The organism is Formosa sp. L2A11 (assembly GCF_009796865.1).
Classification (GTDB): domain Bacteria; phylum Bacteroidota; class Bacteroidia; order Flavobacteriales; family Flavobacteriaceae; genus Formosa.
Map to the genome: position 1 here is coordinate 1,051,306 of NZ_CP047028.1, position 23,342 is coordinate 1,074,647.

Annotated in this window: 27 protein-coding genes; 4 read left to right on the forward strand and 23 right to left on the reverse strand. The window is 31.9% G+C overall.

Annotated features, from left to right (window positions below; translation table 11 throughout):
• Positions 1–5: 5 nt before the first annotated feature.
• From GQR95_RS04625 to GQR95_RS04705, 18 genes are all read right to left on the reverse strand, one after another.
• Complete coding sequence (locus GQR95_RS04625) at positions 6–1,025, reverse strand: sugar phosphate nucleotidyltransferase (RefSeq protein WP_159022052.1); 1,020 nt, start codon at positions 1,023–1,025, stop codon at positions 6–8.
• A gap of 157 nt (positions 1,026–1,182) precedes the next feature.
• A complete protein-coding gene (locus GQR95_RS16725; RefSeq protein WP_233265999.1) occupies positions 1,183–1,347 on the reverse strand; it encodes a hypothetical protein in 165 nt (54 codons plus the stop codon).
• Positions 1,348–1,432: 85 nt separating this feature from the next.
• Positions 1,433–1,867 carry a dUTP diphosphatase gene (gene dut / locus GQR95_RS04635; RefSeq protein WP_159022053.1) on the reverse strand — a complete coding sequence of 145 codons (435 nt, stop codon included), beginning with the start codon at positions 1,865–1,867 and terminating at the stop codon, positions 1,433–1,435.
• A 1-nt stretch (position 1,868) separates the two neighbouring features.
• On the reverse strand, positions 1,869–3,329 hold the full coding sequence (locus GQR95_RS04640; RefSeq protein ID WP_159022054.1) for a lipopolysaccharide biosynthesis protein: 1,461 nt from the start codon (positions 3,327–3,329) through the stop codon (positions 1,869–1,871).
• Between the two features lie 66 nt (positions 3,330–3,395).
• Complete coding sequence (locus tag GQR95_RS04645; RefSeq protein WP_159022055.1) at positions 3,396–3,896, reverse strand: hypothetical protein; 501 nt, start codon at positions 3,894–3,896, stop codon at positions 3,396–3,398.
• A gap of 152 nt (positions 3,897–4,048) precedes the next feature.
• On the reverse strand, positions 4,049–4,909 hold the full coding sequence (atpG, locus tag GQR95_RS04650; protein ID WP_159022056.1) for an ATP synthase F1 subunit gamma: 861 nt from the start codon (positions 4,907–4,909) through the stop codon (positions 4,049–4,051).
• Positions 4,910–4,988: 79 nt separating this feature from the next.
• Positions 4,989–6,569 (reverse strand): F0F1 ATP synthase subunit alpha, encoded by a 1,581-nt coding sequence (gene atpA / locus GQR95_RS04655; protein ID WP_159022057.1) that lies wholly within the window; start codon positions 6,567–6,569, stop codon positions 4,989–4,991.
• Positions 6,570–6,624: 55 nt separating this feature from the next.
• On the reverse strand, positions 6,625–7,161 hold the full coding sequence (atpH, locus tag GQR95_RS04660; protein WP_159022058.1) for an ATP synthase F1 subunit delta: 537 nt from the start codon (positions 7,159–7,161) through the stop codon (positions 6,625–6,627).
• Between the two features lie 5 nt (positions 7,162–7,166).
• Positions 7,167–7,658 (reverse strand): F0F1 ATP synthase subunit B, encoded by a 492-nt coding sequence (locus tag GQR95_RS04665; RefSeq protein WP_159022059.1) that lies wholly within the window; start codon positions 7,656–7,658, stop codon positions 7,167–7,169.
• 90 nt (positions 7,659–7,748) lie between these two features.
• On the reverse strand, positions 7,749–7,949 hold the full coding sequence (gene atpE / locus GQR95_RS04670; RefSeq protein WP_174545274.1) for an ATP synthase F0 subunit C: 201 nt from the start codon (positions 7,947–7,949) through the stop codon (positions 7,749–7,751).
• A 39-nt stretch (positions 7,950–7,988) separates the two neighbouring features.
• On the reverse strand, positions 7,989–9,071 hold the full coding sequence (gene atpB / locus GQR95_RS04675; RefSeq protein ID WP_159024232.1) for a F0F1 ATP synthase subunit A: 1,083 nt from the start codon (positions 9,069–9,071) through the stop codon (positions 7,989–7,991).
• A 129-nt stretch (positions 9,072–9,200) separates the two neighbouring features.
• On the reverse strand, positions 9,201–9,590 hold the full coding sequence (locus GQR95_RS04680) for a DUF6168 family protein (RefSeq protein ID WP_159022060.1): 390 nt from the start codon (positions 9,588–9,590) through the stop codon (positions 9,201–9,203).
• A 22-nt stretch (positions 9,591–9,612) separates the two neighbouring features.
• On the reverse strand, positions 9,613–9,831 hold the full coding sequence (locus tag GQR95_RS04685; RefSeq protein WP_159022061.1) for an AtpZ/AtpI family protein: 219 nt from the start codon (positions 9,829–9,831) through the stop codon (positions 9,613–9,615).
• Entirely contained in the window at positions 9,803–10,210 is a 408-nt protein-coding gene (locus tag GQR95_RS04690; RefSeq protein WP_159022062.1) for a polymer-forming cytoskeletal protein, read from the reverse strand. The genes GQR95_RS04685 and GQR95_RS04690 overlap by 29 nt, the downstream gene beginning before the upstream one ends.
• 31 nt (positions 10,211–10,241) lie before the next feature.
• Entirely contained in the window at positions 10,242–10,433 is a 192-nt protein-coding gene (locus GQR95_RS16730) for a hypothetical protein (RefSeq protein WP_233266001.1), read from the reverse strand.
• Between the two features lie 4 nt (positions 10,434–10,437).
• Positions 10,438–12,807, reverse strand: coding sequence for a lipopolysaccharide assembly protein LapB (locus tag GQR95_RS04695; RefSeq protein WP_233266002.1), 2,370 nt, complete (start codon positions 12,805–12,807; stop codon positions 10,438–10,440).
• A gap of 106 nt (positions 12,808–12,913) precedes the next feature.
• Positions 12,914–13,621 carry an ABC transporter ATP-binding protein gene (locus GQR95_RS04700; RefSeq protein WP_159022063.1) on the reverse strand — a complete coding sequence of 236 codons (708 nt, stop codon included), beginning with the start codon at positions 13,619–13,621 and terminating at the stop codon, positions 12,914–12,916.
• A gap of 11 nt (positions 13,622–13,632) precedes the next feature.
• A complete protein-coding gene (locus tag GQR95_RS04705) occupies positions 13,633–15,111 on the reverse strand; it encodes a DUF5687 family protein (RefSeq protein WP_159022064.1) in 1,479 nt (492 codons plus the stop codon).
• Positions 15,112–15,220: 109 nt separating this feature from the next.
• Between GQR95_RS04705 and GQR95_RS04710 the strand changes: the two genes are divergently transcribed.
• Entirely contained in the window at positions 15,221–16,279 is a 1,059-nt protein-coding gene (locus GQR95_RS04710) for a ferredoxin--NADP reductase (protein WP_159022065.1), read from the forward strand.
• On the opposite strand, the gene GQR95_RS04715 is transcribed toward GQR95_RS04710, so the two are convergent.
• Together GQR95_RS04715 and GQR95_RS04720 are read right to left on the reverse strand one after the other, a co-directional pair.
• Positions 16,276–17,295: a glycosyltransferase family 9 protein gene (locus GQR95_RS04715; protein ID WP_370514530.1), complete on the reverse strand. Its 1,020-nt coding sequence runs from the start codon at positions 17,293–17,295 to the stop codon at positions 16,276–16,278. The two genes, GQR95_RS04710 and GQR95_RS04715, sit on opposite strands and share 4 nt — an antisense overlap.
• Positions 17,296–17,313: 18 nt before the next feature.
• Positions 17,314–17,922 (reverse strand): DUF4254 domain-containing protein, encoded by a 609-nt coding sequence (locus GQR95_RS04720; protein ID WP_159022066.1) that lies wholly within the window; start codon positions 17,920–17,922, stop codon positions 17,314–17,316.
• Positions 17,923–18,079: 157 nt separating this feature from the next.
• Here GQR95_RS04720 and upp point away from each other — a divergent pair, with 157 nt between their 5' ends.
• Positions 18,080–18,739 (forward strand): uracil phosphoribosyltransferase, encoded by a 660-nt coding sequence (gene upp / locus GQR95_RS04725; protein ID WP_159022067.1) that lies wholly within the window; start codon positions 18,080–18,082, stop codon positions 18,737–18,739.
• Here the strand turns inward: upp and GQR95_RS04730 are convergent.
• Positions 18,728–19,651, reverse strand: coding sequence for a DUF6427 family protein (locus GQR95_RS04730; RefSeq protein WP_159022068.1), 924 nt, complete (start codon positions 19,649–19,651; stop codon positions 18,728–18,730). The genes upp and GQR95_RS04730 overlap by 12 nt on opposite strands.
• Positions 19,652–19,691: 40 nt before the next feature.
• Between GQR95_RS04730 and GQR95_RS04735 the strand changes: the two genes are divergently transcribed.
• Positions 19,692–19,919 carry a uracil phosphoribosyltransferase gene (locus tag GQR95_RS04735; RefSeq protein WP_159022069.1) on the forward strand — a complete coding sequence of 76 codons (228 nt, stop codon included), beginning with the start codon at positions 19,692–19,694 and terminating at the stop codon, positions 19,917–19,919.
• On the opposite strand, the gene purD is transcribed toward GQR95_RS04735, so the two are convergent.
• Positions 19,914–21,185 carry a phosphoribosylamine--glycine ligase gene (purD, locus tag GQR95_RS04740; RefSeq protein WP_159022070.1) on the reverse strand — a complete coding sequence of 424 codons (1,272 nt, stop codon included), beginning with the start codon at positions 21,183–21,185 and terminating at the stop codon, positions 19,914–19,916. The two genes, GQR95_RS04735 and purD, sit on opposite strands and share 6 nt — an antisense overlap.
• A 142-nt stretch (positions 21,186–21,327) precedes the next feature.
• Between purD and GQR95_RS04745 the strand changes: the two genes are divergently transcribed.
• Positions 21,328–22,581, forward strand: a complete 1,254-nt coding sequence (locus tag GQR95_RS04745) for a phenylacetate--CoA ligase family protein (protein ID WP_370514531.1) — start codon at positions 21,328–21,330, stop codon at positions 22,579–22,581.
• Here the strand turns inward: GQR95_RS04745 and GQR95_RS04750 are convergent.
• Positions 22,559–23,338 (reverse strand): glycosyltransferase, encoded by a 780-nt coding sequence (locus GQR95_RS04750; RefSeq protein ID WP_159022072.1) that lies wholly within the window; start codon positions 23,336–23,338, stop codon positions 22,559–22,561. The genes GQR95_RS04745 and GQR95_RS04750 overlap by 23 nt on opposite strands.
• Between the last annotated feature and the right edge of the window lie 4 nt (positions 23,339–23,342).

Below are 23,342 nucleotides of genomic sequence, written 5' to 3' on the forward strand. Positions count from 1 at the left end.
CTCTCTTATTTTAAAACTGAATAATCACCTATACTAATGGTTTTAAAATTCCCATCGAATTCTACATAATTACCAATCATTGCATCATCTAAATTAGTATTTTTAATAGTTGAATGATTACTAATTATGGTATTTTTAACGGTTGAATTTTCTAAAACACATCCCATACCAATAGATACATTTGGACCAACAGTTGTATTTGTTAACACAACATCTTTACCAACATAACAAGGTTCGATAATTTTAGAATTATTAAGAATCACAGAATCGTCTATTAATTGCTCTACACCATCTGCATGTAAAAAACCTAACATTTTACCATTAGTTTCTACAGTTACAGGCTTGTTACCACAATCCATCCACTCATCTACTTGGCCTGTTTTAAAAACTTTTCCTTTAGCCATCATGCCTTTAATACCATCGTTAATTTGGTATTCTCCACCATTTATAATGTTATTATCTAACACATGCTGAAGTTCATCTTTAAGAACGGCTATATCTTTAAAATAGTATATCCCGATTACAGCTAGATCACTAACGAATGTTTCAGGTTTTTCAACCAATTCTACAATTTCTTTACGCTCGTTTAATTTTACCACACCAAATGCTTCTGGCTTATCTACTTTTTTTACCCAAATAACGGCATCTGCATCCGGATCTAAATTAAAATCGGCACGAATTAACGTATCTGCATAAGCCACAACTGCGGGACCAGAAAGAGACGCTTTAGCACTCATAATCGCATGACCAGTTCCAAGAGGTTGATCTTGTCTGTAAATAGATGCTTTTGCTCCAAGGTCGTTTGCAAGTTTGGTTAAACTAGCAACAACATCGTCTCCAAAAAAAGCAGGATCTCCTAAAATGAAGGCAATTTCTTCTATAGGTTGGTTAATTACTTTTGCAATATCTTTTACCAAACGGTGAACGATAGGTTGTCCTGCAACAGGAATTAATGGTTTTGGTACTGTTAATGTGTGTGGGCGTAATCGCGAACCGCGACCAGCCATAGGTACTATGATTTTCATATATATGCCTGCGAAAGCAGGTATCTTTTAGTTAAACTTCATCCCTAAATACATAGGAACATTCTATCTTAGTTTGTTATAATTTCAATTTAGACTTAAATATATCCAATAAGGATTCATTTCTTCAATTAATTTAATTTTTCCAATTCCTCTCCCTTTACTTAAATTGGCGCGCTCTGGTCACCGCTTCATTTCCGTTAGAAAATTCTTCAAAATAAATTAATTTGTCACAATTATATTTTGCAGTAAAAGCATCTGGATATACCCTTAATTTATGTTCTTTAACGCGTTCTTCAATATCATTTGTTACCTCAATATTCAAAACACCTTGAGGCTATAATATTCATAATATAGACAAACCATAAATTCATTTTTATCGAGTTAGAGATTCCTGCCTACGCACGAAATTACTTCTTCCCAGTACTTCCAAATCCACCTTCTCCTCTTACCGTTTCAGAAAGTGATTCTACTTCTTCAAACTGAGCTTGTTCGTGTTTTGCAAATACTAATTGTGCAATACGTTCTCCGTTCTCAATGGTGAAATTTTCGTTAGATAAGTTAACCAAAATCACGCCTATTTCACCTCTGTAATCGGCATCGATAGTTCCTGGAGCATTTAGTACGGTTATACCATGTTTTGCAGCTAAGCCGCTTCTAGGACGCACTTGTGCTTCGAAACCAACAGGTAATTCTATAAACAATCCTGTTTTTATAATTGTGCGTTCTAAGGGTTTTAAAGTAATCGCTTCGGCTGTAAGCGCACGTAAATCCATTCCTGCAGATGCTTCAGTTTCGTAATGAGGTAATGCGTTATTCGATTTATTTATAATTTTTACTGTCATGTTATCGTTTTAATAGACTTTGAATATCTTCTTTTTCAAACTTATAAATTATCAGCATGAATACTGAAAGTAATCCGATACCAACTACATAATTCTCTCTAAAGAAATAAAATGAAATAATTGAAAAGGTTACTGATATTGATATATAAGCACTTATTTTTTTAATGTTATATGGAATTGGATAATATTTTCTTCCGAAATAATAAGACAACATTACCATACTGCTATATGCAGCTAAGGTTGCAATTGCAGAACCTACATAACTAATAATTGGTATAAGCCAAAAGTTTAAAACTAATGTTACTATAGCCCCAAAAATAGAAATATACGCCCCAAATTTAGTGCGATCTGTAATTTTATACCACACAGATAGGTTATGATACATCCCTAAAAACAGATAAGCTAAAAGGATAATTGGCACTACAGACATGGCCTGCCAATAGTCTTCACTTTGTATAACAATTACCTTTAAAAGGTCTGCAAATACAATAACACCTAACAAGATTAAAGATCCAATGGTAACAAAAAACTCTAAAATTTTGGCGTAGCTTTTTTGCGGATTTTTAGTATTAGCGTGGCTAAAAAAGAAAGGTTCTATTCCTAAACGATATGCGGTAGCAAACAACGTCATAAACAACGCGAGTTTATAACAAGCCGAATACATACCAACTTGTGTATCTGCAATATTTTCAGGTAATATTTTACTTAATAAAATACGGTCGAATGTTTCGTTTACAGAAAAGGCAATTCCAGAAATTAAAACAGGAAAAGCGTAACGCATCATACGTTTCCATAAACTGGCATTAAATTGATATTTGACTTTTATATAAAACGACAGTAATAAGAGTAATGTTACTGCACTAGCTACTAAATTAGCTATAAAAATATAATTGATTTGATAATCTTCTTTGCAAATAGTATCTAGAAAACCAAGATGATAAGACCAATCTTTTAAACCTAGAAGGAAGAATAAATTAAGCCCTAAGTTAATTACAACATTCACAATTTTTATAATCGCGTATGTCATAGATTTTTCGTTAGCACGTAACCATGCAAAAGGTATAATAACCAACGCATCCAGAAGTAAAATCCAGATAACAAGTTTAATATACTCGACCTTAATTTCTGTGATATAAGCAATCTGATTTTGAAATATCAATGCCAATCCAAAAAACACAAAAGATGAAATTGCTAAAGAGATGGTAGAGGTTCCTACAACTACATCTTGGTCTTTCTCCTTATTAAAAAACCTAAAAAAGGCGGTTTCCATTCCATAAGCAAGAATAACATTAAATATTACAAACCAAGAGAAGATAACCGATACGGTACCATATTCCGCAACCGAGTTTAATACTCCTGGCGACGTATATAATGGCACCAAAAAAAAATTAAGCATACGAGGCAGCACTGTTGCTAAACCGTAAATAAATGTCTGTTTAAAAAGGCGTTGTAAGGTGCTCAATATATTGAATATTCTAGGAGGATAAAAGTATTGAAATCAGTAGAACTAAAAAAGGAAACACACTAATTATTGGTGTTTAGGTCTTGCCTTAGGTATTAATGGTGCTTGTTTACGATACAGACCCTCATATTTAAAATATTTAACATCTCCTGAATCTGTATAACGAATTATACATGCACTATCTTCTAACTGAAACTTTGCCTGTTTTTCTGTACTTTCTAAAACCATTTGGTCTGTAACAGCATTAGCTTTTAAAATGGAGATATTTTGATTAGATGCATTCACTTTACGACCTACAAACAATAACGGATTATTGTTATTTTGTTTTAATGGTAATTGATAGGCTTCAAAATAAATACTATCTAAGGTAATATTGGCAGGAAGTGCCTCTTGTAAATCTACAAATATATTAATACCAGAGCCTCCTGTTTTTACTCCAGATGTCCAAGATTTTGTATAGACTTCTTTAATAGCAACCGGAGCTTCTTTTTCAATTTTTTGTGAAGCACAGTTTGTAATAGAACTTAGCAAAACACTAAATAAAAAAAAGATTTTTAAAAATTTCATAGTGCACATTTTGTATTTAATAAAGATAGTAAAAGCAAAGATACAGTATAAAAAAAGCCTTGCTAATTGCAAGGCTCTATATTGTAATGTGACATTAATGTTTAGACTACTATCTAAAAATTATTATAATTTGCTTAATCTATTAGTAATTACTAATTATTAAGAGCTTCTGCACCACCAACAATTTCTAATATTTCATTAGTAATTGAAGCTTGACGTGCTTTGTTATAAGTTAATTTTAATTGATCTCTTAATTCTGTTGCGTTATCGGTTGCTTTATGCATAGCCGTCATACGTGCACCGTGCTCGCTTGCAAACGAATCTCTAATCCCTTTAAATAATTGATTTTTTAAAGACTTAGGAATCAATTGTTCTATAATTTCTAATTTTGATGGCTCAAAAATATAATCCGTATTTACATTTTCATCAACTTCAATAGGTGAAATTGGTAAAAACTGCTCTGTTGTTACAATTTGAGTCGCTGCATTTTTAAATTGATTGTAAACAATATCAATCTGATCGAAATCACCGTCTACAAACTGCTTCATTAAAGATTCAGCCATTCCAGAAACATTTTCAAAAGATAAATCATCGAAAATATCACTTCTATTTTCTATAATTTTATTTGTTTTCTTAAATGCATCATTTGCCTTTTTCCCAACAACAAGATAAGATATGTCTTTACCAGCATATTTTGTTTTAGCCAGATTATTTACCTCTTTAATAATGTTAGAGTTAAACGCACCACACAAACCTCTATTAGAAGTTACAGCTATAAGAAGTACTTTGTTTACTTCTCTTTGTTCTGAATATTTATTAGATATATTAGAATCTATAGTTGCACTTAACGTTACTAAAAGTTCGGAAAGCTTGCTTGAATAAGGACGCATAGCAGTAATAGCATCTTGCGCTTTCTTAAGCTTTGCAGCCGATACCATTTTCATGGCACTGGTAATCTGCATCGTTGAAGATACCGAAGCTATTCTGTTACGTATTTCTTTTAAATTTGCCATGTTTTATACTAGAATAAAGTATTGAGTATTCAGTAGTGAGATGGTTTAAACAACCTCACTACTCAATACTAAAATCTAATTAAGCTTTAAATTTTACTGATAATTCTTTTGCTACGGCTGTTAATGTATCTGTAACTTCATCAGTTAATTTTCCTGATTTTAAAGTGCTTAATACATCTGCATGCTTAGCTTTTAAAAATTCAAGGTAATCACTTTGAAATTCTTTTACTTTATCAACAGGTACGTCTTTTAATAAGTTTTTAGATCCTGCATAAATAATTGCAACTTGATCTTCTACTTTAAACGGATCGTTTTGAGCTTGTTTTAAAATCTCTACGTTACGTTTACCTTTATTAATTACATTTAAAGTTACAGCATCTAAATCTGATCCAAACTTAGCGAAAGCTTCTAGCTCACGGTATTGTGCTTGATCCAGTTTTAAAGTACCTGATACTTTTTTCATAGATTTAATCTGAGCGTTACCACCAACACGAGATACAGAAATACCTACGTTAATTGCTGGACGTACACCAGAGTTAAATAAATCTCCATCTAAGAAGATTTGTCCATCTGTAATAGAAATTACGTTTGTTGGGATATATGCCGAAACGTCTCCTGCTTGTGTTTCAATAATTGGTAAAGCTGTTAAAGAACCACCACCTTTTACAATTGGTTTTAATGAATCTGGTAAATCATTCATTTCTTTAGCAATTTCATCATTATTAATGACTTTTGCAGAACGTTCTAATAAACGAGAGTGTAAGTAAAATACATCTCCAGGATATGCTTCACGTCCTGGTGGACGTCTTAATAATAAAGATACCTCACGGTAAGCTACAGCTTGTTTAGATAAATCATCAAAAACAATTAAAGCTGGTCTACCAGTATCTCTAAAATATTCTCCAATAGATGCTCCTGTAAAAGGTGCATAAACTTGCATTGCAGCAGGATCTGATGCGTTTGCAGCTACTATTGTAGTATAAGCTAAAGCTCCTTTTTCTTCAAGGGTTTTAGCAATTAAAGCTACTGTTGATGCTTTTTGTCCAACAGCAACATATATACAATATACAGGCTCACCTGCATCGTAAAATTCTTTTTGATTTAAAATGGCATCAATACAAACAGCAGTTTTTCCTGTTTGTCTGTCTCCAATAACCAATTCACGTTGCCCTCTACCAACTGGGATCATAGCATCAATTGCTTTAATTCCTGTTTGTAACGGTTCTGTTACTGGCTCTCTAAAGATAACACCTGGAGCTTTACGCTCTAAAGGCATTTCGTAAGTTTTACCAGTGATTGGTCCTTTACCATCAATAGGGTTTCCTAAAGTATCTACAACACGACCAACAATACCTTCACCTACATTAATAGATGCGATACGCTCTGTACGTTTTACTGTTGTTCCTTCTTTAACAAATTGTGAAGGTCCTAATAATACTACACCTACGTTATCTTCTTCAAGGTTTAATACAATTCCTTCAAGACCATCTCCGAAATCTACTAACTCACCATATTGTGCATTAGCTAATCCGTAAACACGTGCAATACCATCTCCTACAGTTAATACTGTACCTACCTCATTTAGAGTTGCTCCTGCTTCAAAACCTTGTAGTTGTTGCTTTAGGATTGCTGTTACTTCAGCTGGTTTTACTTCTGCCATTTTATTTAGATATAAGCTCTAATCGAAATAATTTCCGATTAAAAAATTTATAAAATTAATTTAATGAAAATTCTTGTTTTATTTTATTCAGCTTATTTGCTACACTTGCGTCGTATTGCAAATCGCCAATACGTAATACGAAACCACCAATAATGTCTTCGTCTATTACGTTTTTAACTTCTACTGTTTTACCTGTTAATTCTTTTAGTTTCGCTAAAACTTTAACTTCTAAATCGCTAGTTAATGGTACTACTGTAGTTACTGTTGCTAGTTCTGCACCAGATAACTGTTCAAATAATTGATTGTATTTGGTAGCGACATCTCCTAAAATAGATATTCTTCTATTTGTAATTAAAGTATCGAATAAATTAACAGTTAATGGAGTGATGTTATTAAATATTTGTAATAACGCCGACTTCTTAACAGCAGATTTTACAACAGGACTTTCTAGCATATCGCTTAAGTCTTTACTGTCTGAAATAGTATTAGCAATTAAAGACATATCTGTATTTACGACTTCTGCCGAATTACTACTTTGTGCTAATTCTATAACTGCTTTTGCGTAACGTATTGCTGCTCTTGTTCCTGCCATTATTTCTAGTTTAAAGAAGATTTACCTAATAAAGATTCAACCAATTCTAATTGTTTGTCTTTATTTGATAATTCACCACGTACCACTTTTTCAGCAATTTCTAAAGATAATTCTGCAACGTGATTTTTAAGTTCGATCATTGCCGATTTCTTTTCGCTTTCAATAGCACTTTTTGCAGCCTCAATCATGTTATGAGATTGTTTCTGTGCTTCATCTTTAGCGTCTGAAATAATTTTATTTTTAATTTCTCTAGCATCTTTAAGCATATCTTCTCTTTCTGCGCGAGCTTCATGAAGAATACGTTCGTTATCTGCTTTTAAATTTTGAATTTCTCTGCGAGCTTCCTCTGCAGACATAAGGGCCTTATTAATAGAATCTTCTCTCCCTTTTACGGCTCCTAAAATAGGTTTCCAAGCGAATTTCTTTAACAAGAAAAAGAATATAATAAAAATTGCCGTGGTCCAAAAGACTAAACTTTCTGGTGCTATTAAATTCATAATTTATATAATTATAATAAAGTTGATTTTTGTTGAAAAACATCCTGTAACCAACCGTTACAGGATGTTTAGTTTTTCTTTTTCAAAAAATTATTTTGCGATCAACGCAACTACCACTGCGAAAAGTGCAACACCTTCAATAAGTGCAGCAGCAATAATCATTGCAGTTTGAATTTTTGAAGCAGCTTCAGGTTGACGAGCAATTGCTTCCATTGCAGATCCACCAATTTTTCCAATACCTAATCCTGCACCAATTGCAGCTAATCCAGCACCGATTCCAGCTAATACCATAGTAATAAATTTATATAATTAATAATTAAAAAACTCGATTTAATGATGGTCTTCGGCAACAGCCTGACCAATAAATAATGCCGATAATAATGTAAACACATAAGCTTGTAACGCTGCAACTAATAACTCTAGAGCACTCATAAACAGTACAAAGAATCCTGAAACAGGAGCAATAGCAGGTGTTTTAAATATAAAAATTAAAGACACTAAACTTAATATAATAATATGTCCAGCAGTAATGTTTGCAAATAAACGAATCATTAATGCGAATGGTTTTGTTAACATTCCAATAAACTCAATAGGAATCATAATTGGATATAATGCTTTAGGCACTGGCGGCATTAAAATATGTTTCCAGTATGTTTTATTACCACTAAACGTTGTAACTAAAAAGGTAATAAAAGCTAAAACAAAAGTAAAGTAAATGTTTCCTGTTAAGTTAGAACTAAAAGGAAAGAAAGGCACCAAACCAATAAGGTTGTTAATCCATATAAAGAAAAATATAGTTAATAAATATGGCATAAACTTAGCATATTTATGTTCTCCTATATTAGGAATAGCAATATCGTCTCTTACAAAAGTAATAAGTGGCTCCATGAAACTAGCTAATCCTTTTGGTGCTTTATCGTTTTTCTTATAAGATCTTGCTACTGCAGAGAACAACAAGAATAATATAATTGCAGACAAAATCATTGAAAACACATTTTTCGTAATTGAAAAATCTAAAGGACGTGCATCAAAATTAAAAGCATTTTTATCATCTGCTGTTAACGTCTCATATTTATCTGTGTAATAAATAACTTCTGTATCACGAACAAAAGAGTGTCCTCCTTTTTCTACAACGTGGTGACCGCTGTTATCGTGATGAAATGCTTTTGAAGAAAAAATGGTTAACCCATTATCTGTCCATAAAATTACTGGTAAGTAGAAAGAATATGCCTCGCCATCATAATCGAACATATGGAATTCGTGAGAATCTCCAATGTGTCCATTAATTAAATCGTTTGCATTAAATTCTGTCTCTTCTTCCCCATGTTCGTTCCCGTGTTGGGCGAAGCTAAAAAACGGAAGTACAGCCAAAATGACTGTTACTAAACATTTGATAGATTTTTTTGCTATCATCATACTTTTTTAAATATAATTTACGGTCTCCAAATTTTGGTGCAAAAATACATTTTTAATTAACATTATAAAGTTAATAACTAATTTTTTTACTCTTAAACCACCACTTTTTGAGGAATTGTCAATTTTTTAAGGTTTATTAACTAATAGCTTTACAACAAAAACAGTTTCGATAAGTAAGTATATAAAATAAGGTACAAAAAAGCCTATAACATCGCCCTGAGGAGTCTCTTTAGAATTTAAGATTAAAGGAAGTAGAAACACAATGGTAGCGAACATTTTAAGAACACCACAAGTCATAAATGCAAAACCAGTTTTGTCTAAAAAAACACTATTTACATAAATAACCGAAGTATAAACTATTACTGTAGCGACAAAATGAAACACATAAATACTCCAAGTTGATAAATAAAAGACATGCGAACTTTCTAATTTCTGAACTAGAAATGTTTGCAAGACACATAAAACTATAGTTAACGGCACTAATACCATTAAAAAAGAACGTAATTTTTGTTTCATTAAAACATAAAAATTTTTAATCTTAATTGTTAAGATTAGTGACTTGCTTAATAATTTGATACATGGCGCCAATTACACCAATTAAAGAAAAAATAACAGTATAAGCACTGTATTGGTTTGGGTATTTACCATCTAACTTAATACCTACAAATGTCATCACTCCTATTATAGCTATCATTTGGAAAGCCATACCAGAAAATCTGACATAATTATTAAGCTGTTTTTTCTTTAGTTCTTTCATTTTTAATCGCTTTCACACCACTTTTCATAACACAAGTTACATCAAAATTCGCTCCAGGATCTACGGCTAGTTTAGCTACAGTAACATCGCCTTGAATATCTGCAGTAGATTTTAAAGTTAACGTACCAGATAATTGTAATTTACCAGAAAACTTACCTTCAAAATAAGCATCTGTGCCTTCTAAAGTTCCGTTAATAAATCCGGTTTTTCCAACCACTACTTTTCCAGGTGTTTTTAAATTTCCTTCTACAATACCGTCTATTCTAAATCCGCCCTCACTACTTAAATCACCTACAATTTTGGTGCCTTGAGCTATAATATTTTGATTTCCTGATGCGTCCACACTTTGTTGTTTTTCCTTTTTGCTATCCTTAAACATAGTAATTAATTTGGGGGAATTAGTTTATAAATTATTTTGAGTTAAATATTTTTTCTAAATTTTTATGAATCTGCATCATTTGATAATTATCTGATGAGATTACGAAATAAGGTTTTGTAATCTTATTCTTATCTTTCTTTTCAAACAAATCCTTAAATCCTTCTGCGACTACTAAATTACTAAAACCATGAACAATAACAAAAGTTGTTGTTATTGAATACACATCTTTAGACGATGATAAATCGTAGTATCTTACTTTTTCTAATTCTATATTTTAATTTTTCAACAAAAGCATCAATATTTTTCTCCGAGGTATTATCGAATTGATAGACAACTTTAAAACGCGTTCCATAATCGTAATTATAAAACTCTGATTTTTTTAAACCAGGTAACACATTGCGTCTTAACTCTTCTGCTCTTTGTCCTTCTGGAAGATTAGGGTACGATAAAGCAACATCGTTTAATGCTTTTAAATAAGCCTCGAAACCATATAATCTACCTGTAGCTGTTGCTTTTAATAAATCGAATTTTGCAACAATATCGTCGCCTTCAAAATCATGAATATTAACTTCGCAAAGCGCAATAACATCTTCATACTGCTGGGCCTCAAATACTTTATGTACCTTATTATACATACTTTCCGGGCTATTTAAGTCTTGAGCAACGGCTTGATCGGGATTACGTAATATTTCTGCGTAACGCGAATCTGAATGATTTGTTAGTATATCTTTTTTTATTATTTCTGCTTCACCACTTTCTCCTAACAATTCATAATCTTTATATAAATTGTATTTTCCTGGTACAATTAAGCGATCTTCGGGGTTACTTATTAAAAGCTCCTGGAGCTTACTTTTAGATAATTCGTAATCACTAAATTTTTCTTTATAGATAACACCCAATTGAAAATAGGCATAGTTACGTTCTTTAGTAATACTATCTATAATTTTTTCGTCGATAGGAATTTGATCTAAATAAAATTGTGGCTTATACATATCTCCACTTAAATCTAAACCTTCCTTTTCTGTAGACACAACAATAGCAGTTGGGCCAGAAAAACTCATATTAGACCAACGCCAGTTATCTTCATTTTTTCTATCTCCCCAATTTTTTATAAATTCATTCTTACCGTAAGATGCTGTTGTGTTATTGTAAAAATAAAATGTGTTGGCAATTTTATCTGCACTTTCGCGATCTTGAAAAGACGAACCTTTAGTATTTACATTAAACCCAGAATTAGAACTTAACACTTCTTGAGCTCTAGCTGCCGCTTCTTGACGCTCGTATTCTAATTCGGCTTTCATTTTTAATTCATCTGTATAGGTTTCAAAAAAGGTTAACCGCTCGGCCTCGGGTAAGTTTATTAAATGAATAACGCTATCGTTTACTTTAGAAATGTCTTCATAATAAATAACATCGTCTAAATTATCACGTTCGCGTTTTACTGTTCTATACCTTTTAGAGTTTAATTTAAGATTGGTTAATGTACTATCAAAATAAGCACCTGCCGTTTTATACTCGGCATCATTAAAACTTAAATCTCCAAGAATTTTATAATTTCTGGCATTTAATTCTTTGTCGTTTCGACGAGTTCGTAACGATTTATTGTAATATACAACACCTAAAGAATCGCTATTTGTTGCTAAGTAATATTCTCCTATTTGATGATAAATACGACCTAAATACGGACGGTTTTCACGATTTTCTTCTAGTTTCGCTAAAGTTTCTGAAAACGCTAATTTATCTCCAGTTTCGTAATCAAAATTCTTAGCTTTTTCTATATAAGCTCCGATGTAGTAATCTCTAGAAATTTTACGATTCATTTTTATAACACGATCAAAAGTAATATTCGCACTATCCTTATACCCTAAGGTATTGTACAATTGGCCTTTTATAAATAAAAAACGTGCACGTTCTTCATTTTTGGGTGTTACTTCTGCTGCAATTTCTAAATATGCAATTGCCGTATCTACAACTTTAATATTAAGATAAGCTTGTGCTAAAGTAGATGTTGCGTCTGATAGTTCCTGCCCTTTTAAATGTTCTAAATTTAATAATCGCTTTAAATTTTTAATGGCCAACTCATCGTTATCTAAACGCATGTTGGTTTTTTCTCGCCAAACACGAGCCACATTAATTTTATCGCTTAACGGATATTTATACAAAATATAATTAAAGGCTTCTAGAGCAGGAATAAAACGCTGATCGAAATATCTAGCCTTACCTAAAAGTAAGTAAGCTTCGTCCATTTTAGGGTTTTTCTCTTTCCCTTTAATATTCATGGAATGCTTTTGAATGGCTTTTACCGCTTTCCTTTCTGCTCTAGAAAAATTCTCATTTTTAGATTGCCCAGGAAGCATAGCATCATCTGTAAAATCTAAACGTTCTAATTGAAGTACATTCCAATAATCGTCATGATATTCTTCATTAAGGCGATCACGACCGTTTTCTAAGGCTATATTACCATTATAAAGTATATTATAATCTGTGGCCATTGCATGAAAATTTCTACTTATAAATTTGTCCTTTTTTCGAGAACAGTTTACGAGTAGAAAAGCAGAAATACATGCTATAAAAATGACCTTAAAAGATGTTTTCAACGTTGGGATATTTAATCAAATAAATAACTATAAACTCTTGCTATTATTATGCAAAGCGGTAAAAATAAGCATCTTTTTTGATTAACCTATAAAAATAGAATGACATTTAAACTTCTGCAGAGGCTGCAAAATAAGATTCTAATTCATGAAGTGTTTCCCCACTGGTAGCGATATCTTTTACAACCTCACCTTTTTCTAGTACTACAATACGTTCGCACACATCTGTAACATGCATTAAATCGTGGCTAGAGACAAGTACAGTTACTCCTTTTTGTTCGGCTAAATCTTTTATAATATTTTTAAGTCTAATTTGAGTTGTTGGATCTAGATTAGCAAAAGGCTCATCTAAAATAATAACTTCAGGATTTCCGATAAGTGCAGCTACAATTCCTGCTTTTTTCTGATTTCCTTTACTTAAATCTCTTAAATATTTTTTCTGATGTAATATTTCGCCGTGAAAGAAATCTTCAAACTCATTAACAAGCGCATCGACATCTGCTTTATTCTGACCGCGAAGTTCTCCAATGAAATAAAAATATTCCTCAGCAGTTAAGTAACCTATTAAGAAACTTTCATCTATAAAAGACGATGTAAAAGGTTTCCAATCTTCACTTAAATTAACCTGAATATCATTACTCGTAATACATCCAGTTGTTGGCTGTATTAAATCTAGTAACAAACTAAAATATGTTGTTTTTCCGGCTCCGTTATTACCAACTAAACCAAAACTCTGACCTTTAGGAATTTCTAAATGTTCTATGTTTAAAACCTGATTTCCGTTGTATTTTTTTGAAAGATTTGTTGTCGTTATCATACTGTAATATTTTAGTTTTCTTGATCGAAAGCAGCGATCATTTTATATTTAGAGGCTAAGTATTTTTTGGTTATAAATTTCATTAGTTTTTCATGAAACACAATACCAATCAATCCTAAAATTATTAAAGCCAATACTCCTATTTCAAAGCTGAAAAAATAATTAAAAATTGAAAAAATAATAATTGGAAAAACAATTAAAGGCAACCCAATAATCCACTGCACAGCTCCTGTACCTTGAAAGTTAAAAGCAGCTTTTTCATTTAAATTTATTTTCTTTCGGTTAAAAGAACCTCCATATAAAATAACATACGTATTTACACCAATATTATAAATAGCAGCTCCAAAATGTGCAAGTAAAATTTTCCATCCAAAATACACGTAAGGAATACTTAAAACAAATAAAATAATAACACTTAACGTCATTAACGTGTATTTAGATTTTAAGTATTGTTTATACTTTATGTTTTGGCTCATTAGCATTTTATAATACCCGCTATCCCAGGCTGGAATAAATTGCCCAAAGTTGATTAGAAAAATCCCTGTGATAAATATTCCTATAATTATGAAAAAAAACGGCTTGTCTTGATACGTTGGATTAGGGTAAAATACTAACCCATAAAACAGACCTAAAAACAACATCCAAACCGAAGATTTTGGTCTTTTATTACGCCAAAGTAGTTTTAAATCTAATTGCATAAAAGGTGCAATATCTCCAAACTTCTTTGTCCACTCTAAATTAGATGCATTTACTTCTTGAGTTTTTGTTTTTAAAGAACTATCTAAAAATAGCTTATCTCGAAGTATTTTAAAATTAAATAGATATAAACCAATCAATATCAAGATAGGAACAACCAATAATAGAGGATTATTAGCAACAGCCTGAATTCCTGCAGCTAATAATTCTGAAATATTAATGATTTCAAAATGATTTAGAGCAAAAAGACACCCTGAAACACCAATAATTGGCAAAAAGGATAATTCTGTTTTAGCAGAAAGACTTTCTATAATAAAATTTAGATAATTATTTATAAGTGTAATACTAAAAATAGTAAGCATCCATATTAAAATTACAGACACATTATAATTATTAAAAATAAGTGTAACACCAAAAGGAACGATTGCAAATAATGGCAAAAAATTAAAAAAAGATAAAGCAGATTTACCTAAAACAAAATTTACGATTTTCCCGCGTTTTATAGGCAAAGTAAGTAATGGCTTTACACTCATTACTGGTAATTTTTGAAAGAAAAACCGAATAACTAAATCACCTAAAATCCAATAGAAAATAAAACTATTAAACATTACAAAAGGATCACGTTCTGGGAATATTTTTTTAAGCATCGGAAACATGCCGACACCTAAAGCTAAGAACATGAGAATAAAATACAAGGCGAAAAAGCCCATCAATATTTTTAACCCTAAGCTTTTTCCAAAGCTTGCAGACCTGGTAAATTGTTTCCATTCCAGGTTTAAAAAATGTTTAATCATAGTTAATGTGGTTGGTTACTCACTAATAATAAGTAATATTAACACACTTTTTGTTACAAACAAAAGTCTTTTTAAAACTATGTTCTTATTTTTGTAAAAAATAATACTAATGGCATTTCATAAACTAGCAATACAAAATATAAATAAAGAGACCGAAGCTGCGGTAACAATTAGCTTCGAAGTTCCTTCTTCTTTAAAAGATAAATTCAGTTTTAAAGCAGGACAATACATTACATTAAAAACAGAAATTGAAGGAAAAGAAGTACGCAGAGATTACTCTATTTGTGCATCTCCAAAAAGCGGAGCATTAACTGTTGCCGTTAAAGCGGTAGAAGATGGTTTGTTTTCTAAATACGCAAATACAACCTTAAAAAAAGGAGATGTTTTAGAAGTCGCAGAACCAAACGGACGTTTTATCTTTGAGCCAGATGCTTCAAAAACAAGAACAATTGCTGCTTTTGCTGCCGGTAGCGGTATTACGCCTATTATGAGTATTGCTAAAACTATTCTAGAGGAAGAACCAAACAGTCATTTTATTCTTATCTACGGAAACAAAACACCTAAAAACACCATCTTTTTCAAAGAATTATTAGCACTTCACCATGAATATATAGATCGTTTTTCTATTCAAATGATATTTAGCCAGTCTCAAGAAGATGATGCTATGTTTGGTAGAATAGAAAAAAGCACAGTAAATTTCTTATTAAAAAACACCTACAAAAAACAAACCATAGATACTTTTTATTTATGTGGCCCTGAAGGCATGATTACCACAACAAAAGATGTGTTGATGGATTTTGGAATTGCTGAAACTAATATTCATTTCGAATTATTTACAGCTCCAGTTACGGCAGAACAAACAAACAATACTGCTACCGCTAGTGATGGTTCTACCTCAATAAAAATAATAGTAGACGACGAAGAAACAGAATTCGTTATGTCCCAACAACAAACTATTCTCGAGGCTGCACTAGCAAAACACATAGATGCACCATATTCTTGCCAAGGCGGAATTTGCAGTAGTTGTATTGCTCGTGTTACAGAAGGTTCTGCTACTATGAAACAAAACAATATTTTAACAGATAATGAATTAGCAGAAGGGTTAGTATTAACATGCCAAGCATGCCCAACAACACCAACTATAATTGTAGATTACGACGACGTTTAAATCACCGATATAATTTTATTTACAATGGTTTCTGGAACAATTGTTCCAGAAGCCTTTTCATAACCTTCAGGAAATTTGTTTCCGTAAATAGACGTCGGAATTAAAGGAAATTCTTCCCTACTTGCTGTTAAAGTATAATCGCTAGGCTGATTAAATGGTGCAAAGCCAGCAAATGGATGCGTAACACCCCAAATACTAATTACTTTTTTACCAAGCATAGCCGCCATATGTCCATTCCCAGAATCCATAGACAACATTACATCCAAGTTAGAAATAATATCTAATTCTTCATTAAAATTTAATTGTCCAGCAAGATTAATAACGTTTTTAAATTTAGACTGAAATCCATTTAAAACCTCAACTTCTTTAGCTCCTCCACCAAATAAAAATACCTTATATTCTTTAGACAAGGTTTCAATAACAGTCTCCATCAAATTAATAGGATACATTTTACTATCATGAGCTGCAAAAGGCGCAATACCAATCCATTTCTTGTCATGTGAACCTGTTATCGCTAGAAGTTTTTCAGATAATACTGCAGATGCTGCAAATGTAGGATTTGATAAATCAACAGGAAAACCTAAGTCTTTAAAAACCTCAGCATAACGCTCAACCGTTGATGGTAACTGCTTAAAAACGGATCCACTTATTAACGCTTTCTTTTCAGATCTACCTTTATCTATTTGAGCAAATGATGTTCCTAAAAAAAAGATTTTCAGGATTTTAGAACGCAAGACATTATGAATATCTGCTACAGCATCAATATTTAATTTTTTAAGTGATTTAGAAAGCTTGTACAGTCCGAAAACACCTTTATGTTCGCCTTTTAAATCTGCGTCATAAACAGAAACCTGATCTAGATCTCTAAAAAAAGGTTCGAAAAAAGGACGCGTTAAAACGGTAACTTTTAAATGAGGATACTGCGTGGTTAACGCTCTTAAGACAGGTACAGACATAGCAACGTCCCCCATTGCAGAGAGACGTATAACTAATATATGTTGTGTTTGTTTTGACACGATTAAAAAAGTAAAGACTTATTTTTGAGAACGCAATACAGGATTAAGTTCATCGTCGTTATACATTTTCATTTGTTTGTACACTTTCATGTATTTATCTCCAGAAGCAATATCATTCAATAACGTATCTATCGCAGTAGATAAATCTACACGTTGTTCTAAAAGAATATCTAACTTAGTTTGACATGCTTTTTTATGAGCTTCAGAAGCATCTTTACGAGTTGCTTCTTCCTCCATGTGATACACTTTTAAGGCAAGAATAGATAATCTATCTACGCCCCAAGCTGGACTTTCTGTATTAATTGTAGCGCCTACTTTAGGTTTTACATTTTTATATTCTTCTAAAAAATAACTATCAATATACTCCACCATATCTGTACGATCTTGGTTAGAAGCATCAATCTTACGTTTCAACGTTAAAGCTGCAACAGGATCTATTTGCGGATCGCGAATAATATCTTCGTAATGCCATTGCACGGTATCTATCCAACATTTTCTGTATAATAAATGTGCCAATAAATCGTCTTCCTTACTATAAGGATTTGAAAATTCCTGATCTACAGTATTTATTACGTGATACGTATTTATAACGTCCTGAAATATGGTATTTGCCTTAGTTGTAAACATGATTTTTATTTTAAAATACAAACCTACATATTTTTTAGTTAAACACATTCATTTCATATACAATGTAGATTCACGTTTCCCTAAAATTTAAATAGATATTACAAACGTAAATATACTTCTATTTAATTAACTTTACCAGATACCATAAAAGAGAACCATGCAGATTCACAATTTATCTAAAGAAAACACCATTTTAAATGTATTTATGTCAGAATTACGAGATAAAACCATTCAAACCGACAACATGCGTTTTAGACGAAATATTGAACGTATTGGTGAAATACTGGCTTACGAATTAAGTAAATCGCTTCATTTTAAAGCAAAAACAGTTGAAACTCCTTTAGCGACTACAGAAATTAGTTTACCCGAAAACGAGATTGTTATTTGTTCTATTTTACGTGCCGGAATTCCATTACATAACGGATTATTAAATTATTTTGATGCTGCCGAAAATGCTTTCATTTCAGCATATAGACATCATAAATCTACTCCTGAAAATTTCGAAATTATAGTTGAATATTTAGCTTGTCCTTCTCTAGAAAACAAGACTTTAATACTTGCAGATCCTATGCTTGCAACAGGACAATCTATGATGGCAACTTACGAAGCATTAAAACCTTTTGGAACACCCAAAGAAATACATTTAGTAAGTGTTATTGGTGCAGAACAAGGTGTAGAAAACGTATCTAAACATTTTAATGCAGACACCCATTTATGGATTTCTACAATAGATGAAAAACTAAATGAAAAAGGTTATATTGTTCCTGGACTTGGTGATGCTGGAGATTTATGTTTCGGACAAAAACTACAACAATAACAACAAGAAAGGCACAAAGATTAATAGCCCAAGAAAGATTTCCTTAAACCATTTCTCTTTAATAATTTCTAAATAATTTGTAATTATTACGGCTAATGGAGCAAATAAAAAGAGGAATTCACCGCCTTCTTTTTCCGGAGACAAAACCATAATACCAAATGCAATAAGTGCTGCTATTAATATGATTTTATAAGCGGGTTTAAAATCACTTTTTTTAGATTTAATGGTTCTGATATAAAAGAACGACGACCATAATCCGAAAGACACCAGCATGGTGACTCCTACAATATATTGTGTGGTATTATAGGAATTGAAATCTAAATTAATGGCCGGTAAAATATCTAACGCGGTAAAAAAATCGTCGTGTACAATTACAGAATACGACACTCCTAGTATAAAAACTGAAGCAAAACCTATAAGAGGAACGATCCAATCTTTAAAATTTGTATTAGAATGAAACAATAAAGCAGCATAAATAAGGACTACAAAAAGTATAGACCAGAAATAAAATAATGCTGCAATAGCAATCCAAAATCCCGCATCAAACAATTTCTTTTTTACATCAAGTTGCGATCTTAAACTTAAAATTCTACGTGCTGCTAATAGAATAAAAAAATTAGAATACACGATATCCTGATTCAACATCGTTTGCGGTAAAGCCATTAAGAATAAGGCATATATAAGTATTTCGTAACTACTTTTCTGTGTTAATTTATTTTTACTAACTAAGAAATCTAGTACTAATATGGAGCAAAAGCTCACACTAAAAATAAAGAAATACTTTATATAATGCTGCAATAAATCTGAACCTATGGCATATTTAGTATGCGCAATAAAAAACGTACCAACTGTAATAGCGAATACGACTAAAAAATTTATTGGTTTAGATTTACTAAAAATACTTGTAATCATTAACTCTTTTTGTATTTTTGTTTGGTAAATATACCATACTATGAAAGATTTTTTTTACGCGATACAGGATTTATTTGTAAACGTATTGTTTCAACCTTTAGATGCTTTAAGAGCATTAGAACTTAAAAACTGGTTTGCAGCCAGTACAATCTCTTGGATTTTTATATTAATTGGTATGGGATTTTTCGTGTACTGGATGCTTCAATTGAAAAAATTTAGTGACAATAATGAAGAAGATAAAAGTATATCTTCTCACTCTTTTCTATAAATCAAATCCAATATCTTTACGATAATACATCTTATCAAAATGTAGTTTTTCTATATTTTGATAAGATTTTTTTATGGCTTCTTGGTATGTATTTCCGTAAGACGTCATTGCTAATACACGACCTCCTGTAGTTACTACTTTCCCATCTTTTAAATCTGCTCCAGCATGAAACGGGATAGAATCTTGAATAGTTTCTAATCCTGTAATTTCTTTTCCTTTCTCGTAAGCTTCAGGATATCCGCCAGAAACCGTCATTACTGTAGTGGCTGCACGTTCGTCTATTTCTAAATCTATTTTGTTTAAAGTTCCGTTTGCAACCGCTTGTAATAATTCAACAAAATCGTTTTTAAGTCTTGGTAAAACCACTTCGGTTTCAGGGTCTCCCATACGTACGTTATATTCTATAACCATTGGGTCGTCTCCTACTTTAATTAAGCCAATAAACACAAAACCTTTATACGGTAAATTGTCTTTTAGCAAGCCTTCTATTGTTGGCTTTACAATACGCGTTTCTATTTTTTCTAAAAATTCGTCTGTAGCAAATGGCACTGGAGATACGGCTCCCATTCCACCAGTATTTAATCCTGTATCGCCTTCTCCAATACGTTTATAATCTTTAGCTGTTGGTAATACTTTATAGTTTTTACCGTCTGTTAAAACAAAACAACTCAATTCTATACCATCTAAAAACTCTTCAATAACCACTTTTGTACTTGCAGCACCAAATTTAGCATCTACTAACATGGCTTTCAATTCGGCTTTAGCTTCATCTAAATCATTTAAAATTAAGACCCCTTTTCCGGCTGCTAATCCATCTGCTTTTAAAACATACGGTGCTGTTAAGGTTTCAAGAAACGCATACCCTGCTTCAACATTAGATTTATTAAAACTTTGGTAAGCTGCGGTAGGAATGTTGTGTCTAAATAAAAATTCTTTTGCAAATTCTTTACTTCCTTCTAATTCTGCGGCCGCTTTTTCTGGTCCAATTACGGCAACATGCTTCAATTTTTCATCGTTTAGGAAGAAATCATGAATACCTTGCACTAAAGGATCTTCTGGCCCCACAACAACCATATCTATATTATTTTCTAAAACTAAAGTTTTAATTGCTTCAAAATCGGTTACGCCTATTGCAACATTTTGCGCAATAGCTGCTGTCCCTGAGTTACCTGGAGCAACAAAAAGCTTTTTACATAATGGACTTTGAGAAATTTTCCAAGCAAAAGTATGTTCTCTTCCGCCAGCACCTAGAATTAAAATTGTCATATTGAATATAGTTTGAAGCAAAAATAATTGCTTTTACGCTTAAAAAATAATTATTTTACAAAAACATATACCACATTCCCTTTTGAAGATATTCAATCTTACTTTACAGTTAAATGGTTTCCCCTTAAAGGAAGCAAAAAAAATGCTTTCTAATATTCAGAAATTAGACGAAACTGAATACGAAAACTATTTAAAATCGAAGAAACGAGATATCCTTGATTATCATTTAAAACACAATACGTTTTACAAATCGTTTGGAAAACATATCGATTTAAATAACTGGAATTCTGTTCCCGTAATGACAAAACGCGATTTACAACAACCTTTAGAAGACAGACTTTCGGACGATTTTACACCTAAAACCGTATACTTAAATAAAACGTCGGGCTCTTCAGGGAATCCGTTTGTGTTTGCCAAAGACAAAATGTGCCACGCCTTAACCTGGGCAGAAATACAAAATAGATTTGGTTGGTACGGTATCGATTTTAACAGCTCTTTACAGGCTCGGTTTTATGGCATTCCTCTAGACAAAGTGGGTTATTATAAAGAACGTTTTAAAGATAAATTAAGTAATCGCTATCGGTTTTCAATTTTCGATTTAAGCGATAAAGCTTTAGAAACATATTTAGATACTTTTAAAACCAAACCGTTCGATTATATAAACGGATACACAAGTGCCATTGTACAATTTGCTAAATATTTAAAGGATAAAAACTTAATTTTAAAAACAGTTTGTCCAACATTAAAATGCTGTGTGGTAACTTCGGAAATGCTTTTCCCTGACGACAAGTTGCTTTTAGAACAACAATTTGGCATTCCTGTGATTAACGAATATGGTGCATCTGAATTAGATTTAATTGCCTTTCAAAACCCGAACGATATTTGGCAAGTAAATAGCGACACCCTTTTTGTTGAAATTTTAGACGACAAAAATAAGCCTGTAAAAAACGGTGAAGAAGGTCGCGTGGTTATTACATCTTTATATAATAAAGCACAACCTTTTATTCGTTACGATTTAGGAGATATTGGCATGCTTTCTGAAACTAGCACTTTACAGAAACCTATACTAAAAAAACTTATTGGAAGAACCAGTGACATGGCTATTTTACCAAGCGGAACACGCGCAGCAGGGTTAACGTTTTATTACATTACAAAAGCTATTATTGAAGACGACGGCAATGTAAAAGAATTTATAATTACCCAAGAAACCAAATCGACATTTAAAATAGATTACGTTGGAAAATCTGAAATTCCTGAAGTAAAACAACACGAAATTATAGCCGAGATGAAACGTTATCTTGAAGACGGACTACATATTCATTTTAAAAAACATGAGGCCTTAAAGCGCTCTAAAAGCGGAAAACTAAAACAATTTAAATCTTTGGTACCTCAATAGTGTTTTTAGACTTTACAAAAAGGTATTCGTAAAGAAAAAGGGCCATACAATACAACGCTTTTAGTGTTGAAAATTCTAATCCCGTTTTATAAACCGAATAATTATATTTTATGAGTCCAAATTTATTTGCCGACATAGAATCGGGCTGTAACCTATAGTTTGCTAAAGATTCTTGTATGCCAATAACAGGGTGTTTTGTTTTCTTAACAGCAGCCAACCACAATAACCAATCTTGACGTTTTCTCAGGTTTTTAGTATAAATTTTACCTAACGTTTGGGTATTATATATTCCTGTTAAATTCCCAACATAATTACATTTTAGTAATTTTTTATACGTGAGTTGCTCTAAAGCTTTCACTTTTTTACCTAAAGGATTTCCATCTGCATCCATAAGATTGTAACTCGAAAATGACACATCTAATTGTTTAGCCTCCATTATTCCAATTTGTATTTCCAGTTTATTAGGAAACCAAATATCGTCTGCATCTAGAAATGCAATGTATTTCCCTTTAGCCTCTTCCATACCTCTATTTCTAGTTATGGCAGCTCCAGAATTTTTAGCATTTTTAAATAATAAAATATTTTTGTGGACTTCTGTAAATTTTGAAATTAACCGTAAAGAATCATCAGAAGAACCATCGTCTACAAGAATAAGCTCCCAATTTGTAAAGGTTTGAGACAAGACACTTTGAATAGTCTGAGAAATAAATTTTTCAGCATTATAAACAGGAGTAATAATAGAAACTAAAGGATTCATTCGT